This window comes from Sphingomonas radicis, from assembly GCF_051400635.1.
GTDB lineage: Bacteria > Pseudomonadota > Alphaproteobacteria > Sphingomonadales > Sphingomonadaceae > Sphingomonas.
Map to the genome: position 1 here is coordinate 562,690 of NZ_JBLFFG010000001.1, position 18,503 is coordinate 581,192.

The 18,503-nt window shown below is 67.7% G+C and carries 20 protein-coding genes and 1 pseudogene; 11 read left to right on the plus strand and 10 right to left on the minus strand.

Features of this window, described 5'->3' with window-relative positions; genetic code table 11:
• Positions 1-32 precede the first annotated feature (32 nt).
• Complete coding sequence (locus ACMGDH_RS02435) at positions 33-1,556, minus strand: ABC transporter permease/substrate-binding protein (RefSeq protein ID WP_436826326.1); 1,524 nt, start codon at positions 1,554-1,556, stop codon at positions 33-35.
• Positions 1,553-2,320: an ATP-binding cassette domain-containing protein gene (locus tag ACMGDH_RS02440; protein ID WP_436826327.1), complete on the minus strand. Its 768-nt coding sequence runs from the start codon at positions 2,318-2,320 to the stop codon at positions 1,553-1,555. The genes ACMGDH_RS02435 and ACMGDH_RS02440 overlap by 4 nt, the downstream gene beginning before the upstream one ends.
• Positions 2,321-2,374: 54 nt before the next feature.
• Here ACMGDH_RS02440 and ACMGDH_RS02445 point away from each other — a divergent pair, with 54 nt between their 5' ends.
• Entirely contained in the window at positions 2,375-3,163 is a 789-nt protein-coding gene (locus ACMGDH_RS02445; protein ID WP_436826328.1) for an SDR family oxidoreductase, read from the plus strand.
• A 166-nt stretch (positions 3,164-3,329) separates the two neighbouring features.
• Here the strand turns inward: ACMGDH_RS02445 and ACMGDH_RS02450 are convergent.
• Positions 3,330-3,623: pseudogene (locus ACMGDH_RS02450) on the minus strand (4a-hydroxytetrahydrobiopterin dehydratase); the annotation flags it as partial.
• Between the two features lie 41 nt (positions 3,624-3,664).
• On the opposite strand from ACMGDH_RS02450, the gene ACMGDH_RS02455 reads away from it, so the two are divergent.
• The 3 genes from ACMGDH_RS02455 to ACMGDH_RS02465 all read left to right on the plus strand — a co-directional run bounded on the left by ACMGDH_RS02455 (position 3,665) and on the right by ACMGDH_RS02465 (position 5,371).
• A complete protein-coding gene (locus tag ACMGDH_RS02455) occupies positions 3,665-4,057 on the plus strand; it encodes a metallopeptidase family protein (protein ID WP_436826329.1) in 393 nt (130 codons plus the stop codon).
• On the plus strand, positions 4,054-4,623 hold the full coding sequence (gene ccmA, locus ACMGDH_RS02460) for a heme ABC exporter ATP-binding protein CcmA (protein WP_436826330.1): 570 nt from the start codon (positions 4,054-4,056) through the stop codon (positions 4,621-4,623). The genes ACMGDH_RS02455 and ccmA overlap by 4 nt, the downstream gene beginning before the upstream one ends.
• A gap of 103 nt (positions 4,624-4,726) precedes the next feature.
• Positions 4,727-5,371: a heme exporter protein CcmB gene (locus ACMGDH_RS02465; RefSeq protein WP_436826331.1), complete on the plus strand. Its 645-nt coding sequence runs from the start codon at positions 4,727-4,729 to the stop codon at positions 5,369-5,371.
• Positions 5,372-5,404: 33 nt separating this feature from the next.
• Here ACMGDH_RS02465 and ACMGDH_RS02470 read toward each other — a convergent pair whose 3' ends face one another.
• Positions 5,405-6,274, minus strand: coding sequence for a class I SAM-dependent methyltransferase (locus tag ACMGDH_RS02470; protein WP_436826332.1), 870 nt, complete (start codon positions 6,272-6,274; stop codon positions 5,405-5,407).
• Positions 6,275-6,664: 390 nt separating this feature from the next.
• Positions 6,665-8,254: an L-aspartate oxidase gene (gene nadB / locus ACMGDH_RS02475; RefSeq protein WP_436826333.1), complete on the minus strand. Its 1,590-nt coding sequence runs from the start codon at positions 8,252-8,254 to the stop codon at positions 6,665-6,667.
• Between the two features lie 66 nt (positions 8,255-8,320).
• On the opposite strand from nadB, the gene ACMGDH_RS02480 reads away from it, so the two are divergent.
• Complete coding sequence (locus ACMGDH_RS02480) at positions 8,321-9,217, plus strand: CE1 family esterase (RefSeq protein ID WP_436826334.1); 897 nt, start codon at positions 8,321-8,323, stop codon at positions 9,215-9,217.
• Between the two features lie 3 nt (positions 9,218-9,220).
• On the opposite strand, the gene ACMGDH_RS02485 is transcribed toward ACMGDH_RS02480, so the two are convergent.
• Positions 9,221-10,144, minus strand: a complete 924-nt coding sequence (locus tag ACMGDH_RS02485) for an ABC transporter ATP-binding protein (RefSeq protein ID WP_436826335.1) — start codon at positions 10,142-10,144, stop codon at positions 9,221-9,223.
• Between the two features lie 65 nt (positions 10,145-10,209).
• Here ACMGDH_RS02485 and ACMGDH_RS02490 point away from each other — a divergent pair, with 65 nt between their 5' ends.
• Positions 10,210-10,443, plus strand: coding sequence for a zinc-finger domain-containing protein (locus ACMGDH_RS02490; protein ID WP_436826336.1), 234 nt, complete (start codon positions 10,210-10,212; stop codon positions 10,441-10,443).
• A 54-nt stretch (positions 10,444-10,497) separates the two neighbouring features.
• On the plus strand, positions 10,498-11,925 hold the full coding sequence (gene tldD / locus ACMGDH_RS02495; protein WP_436826337.1) for a metalloprotease TldD: 1,428 nt from the start codon (positions 10,498-10,500) through the stop codon (positions 11,923-11,925).
• Here the strand turns inward: tldD and ACMGDH_RS02500 are convergent, their stop codons facing one another.
• The gene (locus ACMGDH_RS02500; RefSeq protein ID WP_436826338.1) at positions 11,926-12,222 is read right to left on the minus strand and encodes a CcdB family protein; all 297 of its coding nucleotides are present in this window, start codon (positions 12,220-12,222) and stop codon (positions 11,926-11,928) included.
• A complete protein-coding gene (locus ACMGDH_RS02505; RefSeq protein WP_436826339.1) occupies positions 12,222-12,473 on the minus strand; it encodes a type II toxin-antitoxin system CcdA family antitoxin in 252 nt (83 codons plus the stop codon). Before ACMGDH_RS02505 ends, ACMGDH_RS02500 begins: the two co-directional genes overlap by 1 nt.
• A gap of 86 nt (positions 12,474-12,559) precedes the next feature.
• On the opposite strand from ACMGDH_RS02505, the gene ACMGDH_RS02510 reads away from it, so the two are divergent.
• From ACMGDH_RS02510 to ACMGDH_RS02525, 4 genes are all read left to right on the plus strand, one after another.
• Entirely contained in the window at positions 12,560-13,375 is an 816-nt protein-coding gene (locus tag ACMGDH_RS02510; RefSeq protein WP_436826340.1) for an arylamine N-acetyltransferase family protein, read from the plus strand.
• Positions 13,375-13,584 carry a putative signal transducing protein gene (locus ACMGDH_RS02515; RefSeq protein ID WP_436826341.1) on the plus strand — a complete coding sequence of 70 codons (210 nt, stop codon included), beginning with the start codon at positions 13,375-13,377 and terminating at the stop codon, positions 13,582-13,584. Before ACMGDH_RS02510 ends, ACMGDH_RS02515 begins: the two co-directional genes overlap by 1 nt.
• A gap of 139 nt (positions 13,585-13,723) precedes the next feature.
• Entirely contained in the window at positions 13,724-14,062 is a 339-nt protein-coding gene (locus ACMGDH_RS02520) for a P-II family nitrogen regulator (RefSeq protein WP_436826342.1), read from the plus strand.
• 14 nt (positions 14,063-14,076) lie between these two features.
• Complete coding sequence (locus tag ACMGDH_RS02525; protein WP_436826343.1) at positions 14,077-15,501, plus strand: ammonium transporter; 1,425 nt, start codon at positions 14,077-14,079, stop codon at positions 15,499-15,501.
• A gap of 455 nt (positions 15,502-15,956) precedes the next feature.
• Here the strand turns inward: ACMGDH_RS02525 and ACMGDH_RS02530 are convergent, their stop codons facing one another.
• Together ACMGDH_RS02530 and ACMGDH_RS02535 are read right to left on the minus strand one after the other, a co-directional pair.
• The gene (locus ACMGDH_RS02530; protein ID WP_436826344.1) at positions 15,957-17,534 is read right to left on the minus strand and encodes a GMC family oxidoreductase; all 1,578 of its coding nucleotides are present in this window, start codon (positions 17,532-17,534) and stop codon (positions 15,957-15,959) included.
• Positions 17,468-18,430, minus strand: coding sequence for a sterol desaturase family protein (locus tag ACMGDH_RS02535; protein ID WP_436826345.1), 963 nt, complete (start codon positions 18,428-18,430; stop codon positions 17,468-17,470). The genes ACMGDH_RS02530 and ACMGDH_RS02535 overlap by 67 nt, the downstream gene beginning before the upstream one ends.
• Positions 18,431-18,503: the final 73 nt, after the last annotated feature.

The following is an 18,503-nucleotide window of genomic DNA, read 5'->3' on the forward strand; positions in this document are numbered from 1 at the left end:
CCCTTGTTCTTTGTGTTAGCGATAACCCAAGCTCAGCGTCCGAGTCCATCGGCCAGCCAGCGGGCGGCTTCGCCGGGACTTGCCTTGTCCGTATCACGATCGACCATGTAGTTCGCCTGGCGCATCCGTTCGACCGAAATCGCACCGACCAGCGGACGCAACGCCGTCTGGAAGCGGGCATCGTCGGCGCGGCGGGGGCTGAGCAGCAGGATCGCATCATAGCCAGGGATCGCGCGGCGCGGATCGCCGAGCACCGCCAGGTCCTGCGCGGCGATCCGCCCGTCGGACGAGAAGGCGGGGATCACGTCCGCCGCGCCGCTGGCGAGCGCGCGGTACATGAAGGTCGGTTGATAGGACTGCGTCGAGCGGAAGCGCAGCCCATAAGCGCGCTGAACCGCCGCCCATTCGGGCCGCTCGAGGAACTCGACATCTGTCGCGAGATCGAACGTGTCGGCGTGGGGCGCAAGATCGTCGAGCGTGCGGATGCCGAGCCGGCGCGCATCGTCCCTGCGCATCGCGAAGGCATAGGCGTTCTCGAAACCGAGGGGGCCGAGCAGGGTCACCCGGTGCCCGTGACGCGCCCAGCGGGCCACGCCGCCGATGATCGCAGCCCGCGGGGGGACGTCGGTCCGGCGCATCTGGTTGGTCCAGATCGTCCCCGAATATTCGACATAGACGTCGATGTCGCCGGCGGCGAGCGCACTGAAGGCCACCGCGGAACCGAGCCCTTCGCGATAGCGCACCCGGTAGCCCGCCTCTTCCAGCCGGTGGCCGATCAGCCGCGCGAGGATATATTGCTCGGAAAAGCCCTTGGCCCCGACGGTGACGGTGCCGCGCGACGCGGGCCAGGCAGGCGCGAGCGCGACCAGCGCGCCGAGCAGCAGCGCGCCGAGGCTCGCCCAGACCAGCCCGCGGCGGCGGCGTGCAAGGCCGTATTCGGCGAGCCCGAGCAGTGCATCGACCGCAAGCGCGAGCCCCGCCGCGGCGATGCAGCCGGCGAGCACGAGCGTCCAGTTCTGCGTCTGCAGCCCGGCGAAGATCGGATCGCCGAGGCTCGGCTGGCCGACGGTGGTGGCGAGCGTCGCGGCGCCGATCGTCCACGCCGCCGCGGTGCGGATGCCGGCCATCAGCACCGGCGCGACCAGCGGCGCCTCGACCAGCCGCATCCGCTGGCCGCGCGTCATCCCCATCGCGTCGGCCGCTTCGAGCACCGCGGGATCGATGCCCGCCAGCCCGGTTGCACCGTTTCGCAGGATCGGCAGCAGCGCGTAGAGCGAAAGCGCGAGCAGCGACGGCAGGAAGCCCAGCGCCGGGATGCCGCCGCCGACCAGCGCCGAGAGCCACAGCAGCAAAGGATAGAAGAGCGCGAGCAGCGCGAGGCTGGGGACGGTTTGCACAAGGCTGGCGAAACCGAGCGCCACCCGGCCGAGCGTGCGGTGCCGGGCGGAGAGCACCGCGAGCGGGAGCGCGACCAGAAGCCCGAGCACCAGCGCCGCGAGCGCGAGCAGCAGATGCTGGGCGAGCAGTTCGGGAATGCGGGCGAAGGCCTGGCTCACCGCTCCAGCTCCGCCAGCCGGTGCGCCTGCTCACGCGGAACGGCGACGAGCGCGTCGGCGACCGGGCCCGCCCTGCCCGCGAGCAGATCGCGGGGCGTGGCGTCGGCGACGATGCGGCCGGCGTCCATCACCAGCACGCGATCGGCGAGCAGCAGCGCCTCGGCCATGTCGTGCGTGACGAGGATGGTGGTGAGCCCCAGCCGGTCGTGGAGGCCGCGGATCGCCTTGCCGAGCCCGTCGCGCGTCACCGGATCGAGCGCGCCGAAGGGCTCGTCCATCAGCAGCAACCCCGGCTCGGTCGCGAGCGCGCGGGCCACGCCGACCCGCTGGCGCTGCCCGCCCGAGAGCGCATCGGGCATGCGCGCGGCCATTTCCGCAGGCAGCTCGACCAGCGCGAGCAGCTCGGCGACGCGCGCAGCGGTATCGCGTGTGCCGGCGAGCCGGAGGCCGATCGCGACATTCTCGCCCACCGTCATGTGCGGGAACAGTCCGACGTTCTGGAAGACATAGCCGATCCGTCGGCGCAGCAGATGGACGGGCTCAGCCGACACCGGCGCCCCGCCCAGCAGCACCTCGCCTTCGCTCGGCTCGACCAGCCGGTTGACTGTCTTGAGCAGCGTCGACTTGCCCGATCCCGAGGCACCGACCAGCGCGACGAAGCTGCCGCCGGCGATCTCGACCGAGACCTGGTCAACCGCGGTCACGCCGCCGGGATAGCGCTTGCTTACATTTTTGTAGGTAAGACTGCGCGTCGGCTCTGGCATCATGCAAGTTTGTGCGGGATGATGAAGCAAAGGTCAAAAGAGCAAGGAGGGGGCATGGCGGGCGAGAAGGCGATCTTCGTCACCGGCGGCGCATCGGGAATCGGGCTGGCGACCGCCAGGCTGTTCGCGGCGCGCGGCTGGCGCGTGGGGCTGGCGGACATCAATGCGGACGGGCTGGAAGCGGCCGCGGCCTCGATCGCCGGGGCACCAGTGACTACCCATGTGATGGACGTGCGCGACCGCGCGGCCTGGGCGCAGGCACTCGCCGACTTCGCTGGCGCGAGCGGTGGGCGGCTCGATCTGCTGTTCAACAATGCCGGAATCGCCGTGGGCGGGATGCTCGCCGATGCGAGCGACGAGGATGTCGACCGGATCGTCGGGATCAACCTGACCGGGGTGATCAACGGTGCGCGTGCGGCCTATCCGCTGCTCAAGGCGACGCCCGGATCGTGCTTGGTCAACACCGCATCGGCCGCCGCGATCTATGGCGGCGCGGGGATGTCGCTCTATGCCGCGGTCAAGTTCGGCGTGCGCGGCTTCTCCGAAGCGCTCGACGGCGAATGGGCGCCCGAGGGCATTCGGGTGCGCGTGCTGATGCCGAGTTTCATCGACACGCCCTTGCTCGACGCGACGATCGCGGGGAGCAACCGCAACGTGCGCGAATCGGTGCTGGCGGCGGGGCTCGAGCTCACCCCGCTCGAGACGGTGGCCGAGGCGGTGTGGAACGCCGCGCAGGGCCGCAAGGTGCATGTGATCGTCGGCGCCACCGCCCACCGCCTCGCTTTCGCGGCGCGCTGGATGCCGGGGACGCTCCGGAAACAGATGCGGCGGCGGCTTTCGTGAGACAACCCACAAAGTTCCCCTCCTTGAAAAGGAGGGGCCAGGGGTGGGTGTAGCAGCGGGCGAGGCTCGATGCCTCGGTCGCTGCTTTTCCGGCTGAATTCTTTTGGGCGCGCAGACGCGCGCACCCACCCCCGCCCCCTCCCTGCAAGCAGGGAGGGGAGAGTCTTCAGAACAGCGCGTCGATCGCGTGCGCGAGCTCGATGTCGCGGCCCGAGAGCCCGCCGGCGTCGTGCGTGGTGAGCAGTATCTCAACCCGGTTCCACACATTCGACCATTCGGGGTGATGATCGGCCTTCTCCGCGAGCAGCGCGACGCGGGTCATGAAGCCGAACGCTTCATTGAAATCCCGGAAGGTGAAGCTGCGCGTGATCGCGTCGCGCGCCTCGTCATAGTCCCAGTCCTCAAGGTCATCGAGCGCGTCCGCGCGCTCGGCATCGCTCAACTGCTCGACCATCTGCTGCTCCTTGCCGCAACTCGTCGCTAACGCCTATGGACCTGGGCATGCACGGGCAAGCGCCTTCCGCCGAAGACATCGAGCGCCTCGCGCGCGCCGCGCTCGCGCGTATCCCCGAGCCGTTCGCCAGCCATCTCGCCGACGTGGTGCTGATCGTCGAGGATTTCGCCGACGACGAGACATTGGACGCGATGGGTATCGAGGACCCGTTCGACCTCACCGGACTCTATCACGGCCGGCCGATCGGCGAGAAATCTTCGTTCGATTCGGGCGCGCTTCCCGACCGCATCCATCTCTATCGCCGCGCAATCCTCGACGAATGGGCGGCAACCGGCGTCTCGCTCGAAGCGCTGGTGAGCCATATCGTGGTGCACGAGGTGGGGCATCATTTCGGGCTTTCGGACGACGACATGCACGCGCTGGAGGACAGCGCCGAGTGACGCCCGGCCTCGCCTTCGAGGGCGTGGCGTGCATGCGCGGCGGCCGGCTGCTGTTCGAGGGGCTGCGCTTCGCGCTCGCCCCCGGCGAGGCGGCGCTGGTGACCGGGCCCAACGGCGCAGGCAAATCGAGCCTGATCCGCATCGCCGCGGGGCTGCTGGCACCCGCCGTGGGCACGGTACAGGGCGAAGGCGCGCGCGCTCTGCTCGGCGAGACGGCGGCGCTCGATCCCGAGCTGTCGCTCGGCAAGGCGCTGCGCTTCTGGGCGCGGCTCGACGGGCAGGCAGCGGGCGTCGAGGCTGCGCTGACGGCGGTGGGGCTCGGTTCGCTCGCGCAAGTGCCGGTGCGGCTGCTCTCGACCGGCCAGCGCCGCCGCGCCGCGCTGGCGCGGGTGATCGCAAGCGGGGCACCGGTGTGGCTGCTCGACGAGCCCGCCAACGGGCTCGACACCGCATCGGTAAGTTTGTTGGAGGCGGCGATCGCCGCGCACCGTGAGACGGGTGGGATCGTGGTCGCCGCGACGCACCTGCCGCTGGCGCTGCCGGACGCGCAGGAGATCGCGCTGTGACGCGTCCACTCCCGGTTCGCCCTGAGCTTGTCGAAGGGCGACCTCCCTCGCAAGCGAAGGGAAACGTGCTTCGACAAGCTCAGCACGAACGGAAGGGGCGACGGTGAGCGGGTTCGGCGCAATCGTTTGGCGCGAGCTTCGGCGCGCGTGGAGCACCGGCGGGCTGCCGATGCCGATCGTCTTCTTCCTGCTCGTCGCGATCCTGTTTCCCTTCGCGGTGGGGCCGGACGCGCGGCTGCTCGCGCGGATCGGCGGGGGCGTGATCTGGGCGGCGGCGCTGCTCGCAGCGCTGCTCCCGGTCGAGCGGCTGGTGACGCCCGACGCCGAGAGCGGCGTGCTCGATCAATATGCAGTGCGCGGAGTTTCGGACACCCCCGTCGCTGCGGCCAAGATGATCGGCCATTGGCTGGGCTTCGCGCCCGCGCTGCTGCTCGCGACGGTGATCGCCGCGGCGCTGCTCCAGCTGCCGGGAGCGGCGCTGGTCGCGATCCTCACGGGCCTTGCGATCGGCACACCCGGGCTTGCCGCGCTGGGCGTCGCGACCGCCGCGCTGGTCGCCGGGCTGCGCGGCGCGGGCGCGCTCGCGGGGCTGGTGATGCTGCCCTTCGCGGTGCCGCTGCTGATCTTCGGCGCAGGGTCGACCGCAGGCCAGCCGGGCGCTCTCAAGCTGCTCGGCGCGGTGAGCCTGTTGCTGGTAGCGGGGTGCCCGGTGGTGGCGGGCGCGGCGATGCGGATGGGGCGGAGCTAAGCTAAGCTCCCTCTCCCCTCCGGGAGAGGGCTTTCAGCGGCTCCACCTCGCAAAGATCGCCGTCGGCAGCAGCAACCCCCGCGCCTCCTCGCGCACCGCCAGCTCGCCGCATTCGACCTTGCCGCCCAGATCGGCGAAATGCTGGCGGACCAGCTCGCCGATCGCCAGCGCCGACATGCGCACAGCATATACGGTGAGGAACAGGAAGCGCGACTCCGCGTCGAGCAGCTTCCGCGTGTCGGCGATCAGCGCCGGAAGCCCCTCTTCGAGCTTCCATACTTCGCCGTTCGGCCCCCGGCCCCATTTGGGCGGATCGAGGATGATTCCGTCATAGCGCCGCCCACGCCGCACTTCGCGCGCAGTGAACTTGGCGGCGTCGTCGATCATCCAGCGGATGGGCTTGTCTTCCATCCCCGAAAGCGCGGCATTGGCCTTGCCCTCGGCGACCGACTTCTTCGACGCATCGACATGTGTCACGCGCGCGCCCCTGGCGGCGAGCGCGAGGGTGCCGACGCCGGTATAGCCGAACAGGTTCATGCACTCGGGCGCCTCGGCGTCTTCGATCCGCTCGCGCATCCAGCTCCACACCGGCGCCATATCCGGGAAGAAGCCGAGGTGGCGGAACGGCGTGTTCTGCGCAGTGAAGCGCGCCTCGTTCCACGCGAGCGGCCATCCTTCGCGCGGCACCGGCTTGGCGAAGGTCCAGCGACCGCCGCCTTCCTCGTCCGATCCGGGCAAGAACTCGCCATGCGCGTCCCAGTCTGCGGAGGCAGGTGCCCACATCGCCTGGGGCTCGGGGCGAATGAAGCGATAGGCGCCGTAGCGTTCGAGCTTGCGGCCGTGGCCGCTGTCGAGCAGCCCGTAATCGGCCCAGGGCTCGCCGGTGAGGGTGACGAGATTCATGGCCAGCGCCTTAGCCGCTGTCGGCCGGCTTTGTCGAAGGGAAGGTATCGATACAGGCCCAGCCCCTGCGCTTGCAAAATAGGATTTCGCCTGCTGTGCTCCCCGCGCGGGGCCCGCCTCGCGGCTCTTTGATCTTGTGATGATTCTCCCCGCGCGCGACTGTGGAGCGCCGTGTCCGCGGTTGACTCACGCGCGTGAAAAACGTCGAATCGAGTCAAGCAGTTGCGCAACCATTCGGTTGACTATCGCGGCGCCTTTAAGCGCGACAAGTGCCCCAGGCAGTTGCGAATAAAAGAAGTTCTTCCGGCACCCAGCGAGTCGAGCGACGCCTGACTCCCCGCCGAAAGCTCAACCAGCTGGTTGAATATTCGCCCGAGTCAATTCCCGCCCTCAGGGCATCAGCACCGTGTCCACTGCCACGTCGAGCGTCTCGGGATAATCGAGCGTATAGTGCAGCCCGCGGCTCTCCTTGCGGTGGAGCGCCGATCGGACGATCAGATCGGCGCTTTCGAGCAGGTTGCGCAGCTCGATCAGGTCGGGCGTGACGCGGAAATGACCGTAATAGTCGGCGACTTCCTCGCGCAGCATCTTGATCCGGTGCGCGGCGCGTTCGAGCCGCTTGGTCGTCCGGACGATGCCGACATAGTTCCACATGAAGCGGCGGATCTCGGTCCAGTTCTGCTTGATGACCACTTCCTCGTCGGAATCGGTCACGCGGCTCTCGTCCCACGGCCGGATCGCCGGCGGGGGGGCGAGGTCGCCCCAGCTCGCCGCGATATGGTTGGCCGCCGCCTCGCCGAACACGAAGCATTCGAGCAGGCTGTTCGACGCTAGACGATTGGCGCCGTGGAGCCCCGACTGGCTGACTTCGCCCGCGGCATAGAGGTTGGGCAGGTCGGTGCGCCCGTCGCGGTCGATCACCACCCCGCCGCAGGTATAGTGCTGCGCCGGCACCACCGGGATCGGCTCCTTCGTCATGTCGATGTCGAGGTCGAGCAGCCGCGCGTGGATCGTCGGGAAGTGGTGCTTCACGAACTCCGCGCCCATGTGGCTGATGTCGAGATGGACATAGTCGAGGCCGAAGCGCTTGATCTCGGCGTCGATCGCCCGCGCCACGATGTCGCGCGGCGCCAGCTCGGCGCGCGGATCGAGCTCGGGCATGAAACGGTGGCCGGTGTTGGGGTTCTTGAGATGCCCGCCCTCGCCGCGCACCGCTTCGGTGATCAGGAAGTTCTTGACCTCGAGGTTGTAGAGGCAGGTCGGGTGGAACTGCATGAACTCCATGTTGGAGATGCGGCACCCCGCGCGCCACGCCATCGCGATGCCGTCGCCGGTCGCCCCGCGCGGCGCGGTCGAGAACAGATAGGTGCGGCCGGCGCCGCCCGAGGCCAGCACAGTGGCGCGCGCAGTGAACAGCTCGACGCGCTTGGTCGCGCGGCTGAAGGCATAGACGCCCCAGACGCTGCCCGCGCCGGAATAGCGCATCTCGTGGCGGCTGGTGGCGAGGTCGATCACCACCATGTCGGGGATCATGGTGATGTTGGGGTGCGCACGCGCCGCCTTGAGCAGCGCTTCCTGGACGGCCCAGCCGGTCGCGTCGTTGACATGGACGATCCGGCGGTGGCTGTGCCCGCCCTCGCGGGTGAGGTGGAGGGTGTTGCCTTCGGTGTTGAACGGCACGCCGAGCTTGGCGAGCCGGTCGATCGCCGCGGGCGCGTTCTCCACCACGAACTCCACCGTAGCGCGATCGTTGAGCCCCGCCCCGGCGATCATCGTGTCCTCGACATGGTTCTCGAAGCTGTCGCCGGGCTCGAGCACCGCGGCGATCCCGCCCTGGGCCCAGGCGGTCGAGCCTTCGTCGAGCCGCCCCTTGGCGAGCACGGTGACCTTGAACCGCTCGGCGAGGTTGAGCGCCGCGGTGAGCCCCGCCGCGCCCGAGCCGATGACGAGGATGTCGCTGTTGTGAGGTTCGCCGGCCATGTCTCTTCCGCTGCTTTGGCTTTCCGACTAGGCGCTAAGCGCCGCCGCTGGCAACGGGAGACAGATATGCGCCGCCATAGCCTGGGTTTCGCGATACTGGCGCTCGCCGCCGTTTGGGCACCCGCTGCTGCCGCTTCCTGCACCCTCGGCAAGGCCGGAACGACCCAGCGCGTGGCGATCGGCGACACCGGCCGGTCGATGCTGCTCCGGGTGCCGGCGAAGCTGAAGGGGCGGGCGCCGCTGCTCTTCGTGCTCCACGGCAGCACCGGCGACGGGGCGGGCATCCTAGTCCAGTCGAAGCTCGAGGAAACCGCCGAGCGCCATGGCTTCCTCCTCGCCGCACCCGACGGCGGCATTCCGGCCGGCAAGGGTTATGTATGGAACATCCCCGGCGTGCCGACCGTCACCGGCAAGGTACCCGGCCCCGGCGATCCCGACGACGTCGCCTATCTGGGCGCGGCGATCGACTGGCTCGTGGCACAAGGCTGCGCCGACCGCAGCCGCGTCTATGCTACCGGCCTGTCGGGCGGCGGGCGGATGTCCTCCTGGCTCGGCTGCGTCGCCGCCGACCGGTTCGCCGCGATCGCCCCGGTGGTGGGGCTGCGCGCCGGCAATCCCTCGAAGGCGGACCCCCGCTTCCCCGACCCCGCGACCTGCACGCCGAGCCGCCCGATGCCGGTGATCGCCTTCGCCGGGGACAAGGACACCACCAACCCCATCCAGGGCGGCGGCGCAGGATATTGGCAATATCCGATGCACACCGCCGAAGCGCGCTGGGCCGACCTCAACGCCTGCCGCCGCCCGCTGGCCGAGCGCCGGCTGGCAAGCGGTGTGATCGAACGAGCCTATGTAGACTGCCGGAGCACTGCCGATGTGGTCGCGCGGATCACCCCCGGCGCAGGGCATGTCTGGACGGCGGACAACGAAGCGATGTGGGCCTTCCTCGCCCGCCACCGGCGGTAGCGCCTAGGCGTTGGCCGCCCGGGTGAGATTGAGGAATACGTCCTCCAGATCGGCCTCGCGGGTCGAAACGTCGACGATGCCGTAGCCGCTCGACTGGACGGCGCCGAGCACTTCGCCTGCGTTCGCCTGGTCCTTGCGATAAGTGATGACGAACATGCGCTCGCCCTTCGCCTCGATCTTCTGGAAGCAGCGGTTTTCAGGAAGCGCCGGCACGTCACGGTCGACGGTCACCTCGACCACCTTCTCCTGCGCCATGCCCACCAGTTCGCGCGTCGGCTTGTTGGCGATGAGCTTGCCGTGGTTGATGATCGCGATCCGGTCGCACAGCTCCTCGGCCTCTTCGAGATAGTGGGTGGTGAGCACCACCGTGACCCCGCGTGCGTTGAGCTCCTTCACATAGGCCCAGAGCTGCTGGCGAAGCTCGACGTCGACCCCGGCGGTCGGCTCGTCGAGCACGATGATCGGCGGCGAGTGGACCATCGCCTTGGCGACCATCAGCCGGCGCTTCATGCCGCCCGAAAGCGTGCGCGAATAGGCCTCCGCCTTGTCCTCGAGATGCACGGCGCGGAGCAGCGCCATTGCATCGAAGCGATCCTTGCGCACGCCGTAAAGGCCTGCCTGGAGCTCGAGCGTCTCGCGCGGCGTGAAGAAGGGATCGAAGGTGATCTCCTGATTGACGATCCCGATCGAACCCTTGGCGTTGCGCGGATGGGCATCGATGTCGAAGCCCCAGACCGAGGCGCGACCCCCGGTCTTGTTGACCAGCCCCGCCAGGATGTTGATCAGCGTCGACTTGCCCGCGCCGTTGGGGCCGAGCAGCCCGAAGATCTGGCCGCGCGGCACTTCGAAGGTGACGCCGTCGAGCGCGCGCTTGCCGCCCGCGTAGGTCTTGCAAAGGTCCTGGATCTCGATCGCGGCCTGGGTCATGCGGCGTGCATTAGGACGCTGTGCATGTGATTGCGAGCCCCCTCCGCCTTTGCTAATCGCCACGCATGACCGCGCCCCTGCCCGAGATCATCCGCACCTCCACCGCCCGCGTCGCCTGCGACGGCACCGGCCCCGGCCTGCCCGCCGCACTGGGGCACCCGCGCGTATTCCTCCAGATCGACGAGCACGGCTATGTCGATTGCGGCTATTGCGACCGGCGCTTCATCCTGATCGGCGGGCCCGCCGACGGCGCCGACCAGAGCGATCTTCCCGACATCGCGTCCGGCGCCAGCCGGTAAGCGCCGCAGAAACGCCCGGCTGGTGTCAGCGTTTAAGACACCTATATCGGTGGGATGACGATCCCCTCCGACCCGCGCAGCTTCCTCTATCGCGACGGCCTCGATCCCGAGACCGCGGCACAGCTCACTGCCGAGGCGCTCGGCAATGCCGAGGACGGCGAGCTCTATCTCCAATATCGCAAGACCGAAGCCTTCGGCTTCGACGACGGACGACTGAAGACGGCTTCATTCGACACCCAATCGGGCTTCGGGCTTCGCGCCGTCTCGGGCGAGACCACTGCCTTCGCGCACGCCAACGAGATCAGCCCGCAGGCGATCCGCCGCGCTGCTGAGACGATGGCGCTGATCGATCCGGCGAAGCAGGCCAAGGCGCCGGCGCCGCAGGGCAACAATCGTCACCTCTATACCGATGCGGACCCGCTCGACCTGGTCCCCTTCGCCGACAAGGTGAACTTGTGCCAGACGATCGACGCCGCGGCACGCGCGCGTGATCCGCGCGTGGTGCAGGTATCGGTGGGGCTCACCGGGTCGTGGGGGGTGGTCGAGATCGTCCGTCCGGACGGCTTCATCGCCACCGACGTTCGGCCTCTGGTGCGGCTCAACGTGTCGATCGTGGTGGAGCAAAACGGCCGCCGCGAGACGGGCAGCTTCGGCACCGGCGGGCGCACGCTCTATGACCGGCTGTTCGAGCCGGCGACGTGGAACCGCGCGATCGACGAGGCGCTGGCGCAGGCGCTGGTCAACCTCGATGCCGTCGCCGCGCCCGCTGGCGACATGACCGTGCTCTGCGGTCCTGGCTGGCCTGGCGTGCTGCTCCATGAAGCGGTGGGCCATGGGCTCGAGGGCGATTTCAACCGCAAGGGCACCAGCGCCTTCTCGGGCCGGGTCGGCGAGCGCGTCGCGGCGCCGGGGGTGACCGTGGTCGACGACGGCTCGATCATGGACCGTCGCGGCTCGCTTTCGATCGACGACGAAGGCACGCCGACCCGCGAGACGATCCTGATCGAGGACGGTATCCTCAAGGGCTATATGCAGGACCGGCTCAACGCGCGGCTGATGGGCGTGGAGCCCACCGGCAACGGGCGCCGCGAGAGCTTCCAGCACGCGCCGATGCCGCGGATGACCAACACCTTCATGAAAGGCGGCAAAGACGATCCCGCCGAGCTGATGTCGCGGGTGAAGCGCGGCATCTATGCCAAGAGCTTCGGCGGCGGGCAGGTCGACATCGTCTCGGGCAAGTTCGTCTTCTCGTGCACCGAGGCGTACATGATCGAGAACGGCAAGCTGGCCGCACCGATCAAGGGCGCGACGCTGATCGGTGACGGTCCGACGGTGCTCAACAAGGTGACCGGCATCGGCAACGACTTCGCCCTCGACGAAGGCATCGGCATGTGCGGCAAGGGCGGGCAGAGCGTGCCCGCTGGCGTGGGCCAGCCGACGCTGCTGGTGGAAGGACTGACGGTGGGCGGGACCGCAGCTTGATCAGCCGCTGCCGGTCAGCGTGTCGATCGCGCCGATGATCCGGAAATGCTCGTGCGCCAACGAGCCGATATTGGTTCGTAGTTCCGAAGTACGGATCGCGGCGGCGAATTCCGTCATCATGATCAGCGCCCGCCCGTTCATCTCGAACTGCGGATGAAGCCGGGGATTAGTTGGTGGCCCTTCTCCCAGGGGGATCAGCGGGACTACGAACCGCGTGCCGATCCCCTCGAATATGTCGGCTTGGCAATCCAGTACCAATGCCCCGCTTTTCAATTCATAGATATCGAATCGCGCCATCAGAACATGCGGTACTTCTCGAGCGGCAGCTCATTGGCTTCGACCCACTTGCTGTGGGCCTCGATCCAATCGCGATTCTCTTCCTTCCAGCGGCGTTCGAGTTCCTGCTTGCTGGCGTCGCGAAGTGCGGCTTCGCACACTTGCGAAAGGTTCAGACCCGCCTCGCGGGCGGCTTCGACCACGCCCGTGTCGAGCGAGAGGTTGACTGCCTTGCGCTTGCCTGACGCGATGGACGCATGTTTCATGCGCATAAAGTATGCGCATCCTATTTGCGCATCAACATCTTCTCGTGATGCGAATGCTGTTGCCCGCCAGCGATCTAAGCTAGGCCGTGCACATGCTCTTCGATCGTGACCTTCAGGCCTATTTCACGCGCATCGGCTATGCGGGGACACCCGCGCCGGACCGCGCGACGCTCGCGGAGCTGGTGCTGCGCCACACTTTGGCGATTCCGTTCGAGAATTTCGATCCGCTGCTCGGCCGGCCGGTTCAGCTGGATCCGGAGGCCTTGGTCGACAAGCTCGTCCATGGCCGGCGCGGCGGCTATTGCTTCGAGCAGAATGGGCTGTTCTGGCGAGTGCTGGAGACGATCGGCTTCAAAGTGACGCCGCTCGCTGCGCGCGTGCTGTGGAACATGGCCGAAGATGCGATCACCCCGCGCAGCCACATGCTGCTTCGGGTCGATCTGCCTGAGGGGCCGGTGATCGTCGACGTGGGCTTCGGCGGCGCGGTGCTGACCGGGGTGCTCGATCTGGTACCGGACATCGAGCAGACGACGCCGCACGAGCCCTTCCGGCTGCTCGAACAAGGCGGCGAATGGCGGCAGCAGATCCGCATCGACGACGAATGGCGGACCACCTATCGCTTCGACCTCCACCCGCAGCTCGCGATCGACTTCGAGGCGATCAACTGGTGGGTCTCGACCAGCCCCGCTTCGCACTTCACTCAGGGCGTGACCTGTGCGCGGGTGCTCCCCGACGGGCGGCTGGCGGTGCGCAGCGGGCTGTTCACGCGCTATGGGCGCGATGGCAGCTTCGAGCGCCGCGTAGTGGAGGATGCCGACGAATTCTGCACGATCCTTACGCGGGAGATGGGAATCGACTTGCCCGACCCCGGGGCAGTGGCGGCGCGGTTGCGCGAACTGGCCGGCTGATGGCGCTCGTCGAACTCGGCCGCTTCGACCGGCAGGAGGCGTTCTTCGTCCAGTCGCGGCTCGAAGCCGAGGACGTGATGAGCTTTGTTTTCGATGCCGGCGCGAGCATCGCCGACGGGAGCTGGCTGCTGATCCCGGTGCGCGTAATGGTCGACGACGAGGATCTCGAACGCGCCCGCGCCATTATCAATGACCTGCCTGATTTTTAGGCAGACGCTCGCATCTGCACAAAAATTTACATGTTCGTGACATTTGATTGCGCCGCCTGACGGCAGAAATGCGCGAATCCTGCGTCTGGCACGGCGCTTGCTGATCGCTCCCCCGGGACAACCGCCAAGAGGGGGCGAAATGAAACTCATCATCGCCATCATAAAACCATTCAAGCTGGACGAAGTCCGCGAGGCGCTGACGCAGGTCGGCGTGACGGGCATGACCGTGTCCGAAGTGAAGGGTTTCGGCCGCCAGAAGGGCCAGACCGAAATCTACCGCGGCGCCGAATACAGCACCAACATGGTGCCCAAGATCAAGATCGAGGTCGCAGTGGGCGCCGACCTTGCCGACAGCGCCGTGGAGGCGATCCAGGCTGCGGCGAGCACGGGAGCGATCGGCGACGGGAAGATCTTCGTCCTCGACATGGGTCAGGCCGTGCGGATCCGCACCGGCGAGACCAACGAGACGGCGCTGTGATGAAGGGGGTCGAAATGAAGCTAGCCAAGACTTTGGCCGCGGGCGCTGGGCTCGCGGCGTTTGCGGCGCTGCCTGCCTGGGCGCAGGACGCAGCCGCGCCCGCCGTCGCGACGGTGACGCCGGACGCGTCGATGGTGAACAAGGGCGACGTCGCCTGGATGCTCGTGTCCGCGGCACTGGTGCTGATGATGTCGGTGCCCGGTCTCGCGCTGTTCTACGGCGGCCTGGTGCGCGCCAAGAACATGCTGTCGGTGCTGATGCAGGTGCTGACCATCGTCTGCGTCGCGGCGCTGGTGTGGGTCGGCTGGGGCTATTCGATGGCCTTCACCGCCGGTTCGGGCGCGCTCGCGCCGTTCGTCGGCGGTTTTTCCAAGATGTTCCTGAGCGGCGTCGACGCGACCACCTTCGCGGCGACCTTCTCGAACGGCGTCTACCTGCCCGAGCTCGTGTTCGTGGTGTTCCAGCTGACTTTCGCGGCGATCACGCCTGCGCTGATCGTCGGCGCCTTTGCCGAGCGGGTGAAGTTCTGGCCGCTGATCCTCTTCGTCGTGGCCTGGCTGACCATCGTCTATTTCCCGGTCGCGCACATGGTCTGGTACTGGGCCGGCCCGGACTTCCTGCCGGCCAACACCAGCGACGCGGGCTTTCTGTGGGGCATGGGCGCGCTCGACTTCGCGGGCGGCACCGTGGTGCACATCAACGCCGGCATCGCCGGTCTCGTGGGCTGCCTCGTGATCGGCAAGCGGATCGGCTACAAGAGCGAGCCGATGGCGCCGCACAGCCTGGTGATGACCATGATCGGCGCCTCGCTGCTGTGGGTGGGCTGGTTCGGCTTCAACGCCGGATCGAACCTCGAGGCCAATGCGCTCGCAGGCCTCGCCTTCATGAACACGCTGGTCGCCACTGCGGCCGCCGGGCTGGTGTGGGCGCTGATCGAGCAGATCGTGCACAAGAAGTCCTCGCTGCTCGGCGCGGCCTCGGGTGTGGTGGCCGGCCTGGTCGCGATCACGCCCGCGGCGGGCTTCGCCGCTCCGGGGACTTCGATCGTGCTCGGCGCCGTCGCTTCGGTCGTCTGCTTCTTCTTCGTCACCACGGTGAAGAACAAGTTCGGCTATGACGACTCGCTCGACGTGTTCGGCGTGCACTGCGTGGGCGGCATCGTCGGCGCGATCGGCACCGGCATCGTCGCGGACCCGGCGCTCGGGGGCCAGGGCTTCTTCGACTATACCGTGATGCCCGCGGTCGCCGGCACCTATGACATGGGCGCGCAGCTCGTGACCCAGATCAAGGCAGTGGCCGTCACGCTGATCTGGTCGGGCGGCGTATCGGCGATCCTGTTCCTGGCACTCAAGCACACGGTCGGGCTGCGGCCGAGCGCCGAGGTCGAGGTCGAAGGCCTCGACATCAACGCGCACGGCGAGCGCGCCTACAACTACTGACGAGCTCGGAGCGCCGCGCACTCTCCTGCACGCGCGGCGCTCCAACCGACGTTCCTCCTGCGGACGCACTGGGCCGGTGGTTCTCCACCGGCCCTTTTTTATTCGGGCGGCAGGCGGCGCGGGAAGCCGGCTGAATCGCGTTGAATCCTATGTCGAGATTCAACCGAAAGGTTTAGCTTTCCGCCGCGAGTGCCGCATCGAGTCAACTGAGACAGCGCTTTAAAAATACTTTCAATTCAAATGTATGAAACGATTTGTCACGGTCCCGCCGGATAATATTCAACCAAATGGTTGGTTGACCCGGTTGACTCGATTCAAGGTTTTTGCCGGGTCAACTTCGCACCGCGCAGCAGCCTATGGGATCACGAGGTCAAAGAGCAGCAAGGCGCGAACCCCGCTGCCCGAGCCAAGCAGGCGAAATCCTATTTTGCAAGCGAGGCAAGCCGTAGAGAGATTTATGCGAGATCCTCGCGCACGAAGGCGGCACAGCGTTCGCCGATCATGATGGTGGGGGCGTTGGTGTTGCCGCCGATCAGGCGGGGCATCACCGAAGCATCGGCGATGTAGAGGCCCTCGACGCCGCGGACGCGGAGGCGCGGGTCACAGACCGCCGCGGCATCCGATCCCATGCGAGCGGTGCCGACCGGGTGGTAGACCGTGTCCGAACGCGCGCGGAGCAGCGCTTCGAGCGCAGCATCGTCGGCGAGGTCGAGCGGATAGCGGTCGCGCCCTTCGAAGGCTGCCATCGGCGGGGCTTGGAGGATGCGGTACATCGCGCGCACGCCGCGCTTGAGCACTTCCATGTCGCGCGGATCGCCCAGGAAATCGGGATCGATCAGCGGCGGCGCGGTTACATCGGGCGATTGCAGGCGCACCGTGCCGCAGCTGTCCGGACGCAGCACGCAGGCGTGACACGAAAAGCCGTGGGCCTTCACCTTGGCGCGACCGTGATCCTCGACGATAGCGACGACGAAATGGAGTTGGACGTCGGGGCGTTCGTCGGCCGGATCGGTGCGCAGGAAGCCGCCCGCCTCGGCGAAGGGCGACGTCATCCCGCCGCGCCGCGTGAGCAGCCACTGGACGAGCGCGCCCATCGAGCGGATCGTGCCGCGCAGCGACTTGCCGAGGAACAGGCTGCCCGGCGTCTCGAACGCCGCGACATAATCGACATGGTCCTGCAGGTCGGCGCCGACCGCGGCGCGATCGAGCCGGACATCGATCCCCACCTCCCGAAGATGCGCGGCAGGCCCAATGCCCGAGAGCATCAGCAGCTGCGGCGTCTGGAAGGTGCCCGCGGCGAGCACCACGCGCGGCGCGCGGATCGTCCGCCGCTCGCTGCCTTGGAAATAGGCGACGCCGGCCACGCGCCCGTCCTCGAACAGCACGCGCTCGGCGAGGGTATCGCAGAGGATCGTGAGGTTTTCGCGGGCGCCGGAAAGATAGGCACGCGACGCGGTCCAGCGTTCGCCGCCACGCTGGGTGACCTGATAGAGTCCCACGCCTTCCTGGCACGCGCCGTTGAAGTCGTGGTTGACCGGGATCTGGAGGGCCTCGGCCGCCCGGACGAAGGCGTGGCTGCCGCGATTGGCGAAGCGCTGGTCGCTGACCCAGAGCGGTCCCGCGTCGCCGTGGAAAGCATCGGCGCCGCGCTCGTTGCGTTCGCTTCGCCGAAACCACGGCAGCACATCGTCCCAGCCCCAGCCGGTGCAGCCGAGATCGCGCCATTGGTCGTAATCCCGGGGGTGGCCGCGGACGTAGAGCATCGCGTTGATCGCGCTCGATCCGCCGAGCCCGCGGCCGCGGGGCTGATAGCCGCGGCGGCCATTCAGCCCACGCTGGGGCACTGTCTCGAACCGCCAGTTGGTCGCCTCGCCCTGGAAGGGCATCATGCCCGGCATGATCGTCTTGAGGCCGGTGTTGCGCCCGCCCGCCTCGAGCAACGCAACCCGGTATCGGCCACCCTCGCTCAGGCGGCCTGCGACGACGCTCCCGCCCGATCCTCCGCCGATGACGACGATGTCGGCCTGCTCCACACACCCTCCCGCTGCTGCCGCGCCTCCCAGCGCGCTTTTATCGTCTCGGACGTGTCGCGGCTGCCGTCGTGGCTCCAGCCGGGCGGCTTGACCATATAGTTCAGCCGCGCACGCCAATCGGGTGCGTGCCACACGTCGCGGGCGATGCCGATCCATTCGTGGAACGCCGCCCAGAGCAGGTTGAAGCTACCGAGGTTCCTGACGATGCCGTAGCGGGGGCGATCGTCGTCGCGCTCCGGCTCGAAGGTGCCGAACAGCTTGTCCCAGACGATGAAGACGCCGGCATAGTTGCGATCGAGGTAGCGTGGATTGGTCGCGTGGTGGACGCGGTGGTGCGACGGCGTGTTCATCACCGCTTCGAACCAGCGCGGCATCCGCCCGATCACTTCGGTGTGGATCCAGAACTGGTAGATCAGGTTCACTCCTGCGACGAAGAAGATCATCGCCGGGGGAAAGCCGATCAGGAACAGCGGCAGGCGGAACAGGAAGCCGAGGCTGAAGAAGCCGGTCCAGGTCTGCCGCAGCGCCGTCGACAGATTATAATGCTGGCTCGAATGGTGGATGACGTGGCTCGCCCAGAACCAGCGGACGCGGTGCGCCGAGCGATGGAAGACATAATAGGCCAGATCATCGAGCACGAAGGCGACGACGAACCAATACCAGGCCCAGGGAATATCGAAGAGACGGAACTGCCAGACCCAGACCGCCATCGCGAAGACGAGCCCGCCCGAGAGCAGCCCGGCGACCGTGCTCCCCAATCCGAGACCGAGCGAAGTCAGCGTGTCCCGCGGGCAATAGCGGCGGCGGTCCTTCGCCCAGGCCACGACCATTTCCGCCAGCACGAGCAGCACGAAGGCCGGGACCGCGAGATTGACGGGATCGGGCAGGCTGGGCATCGGAGTGACTGCTTACCCTAATGTAAATAGCGTGTCACTGTTCGCGCCCGCGGGGGCATTGAAGAGGTTTATC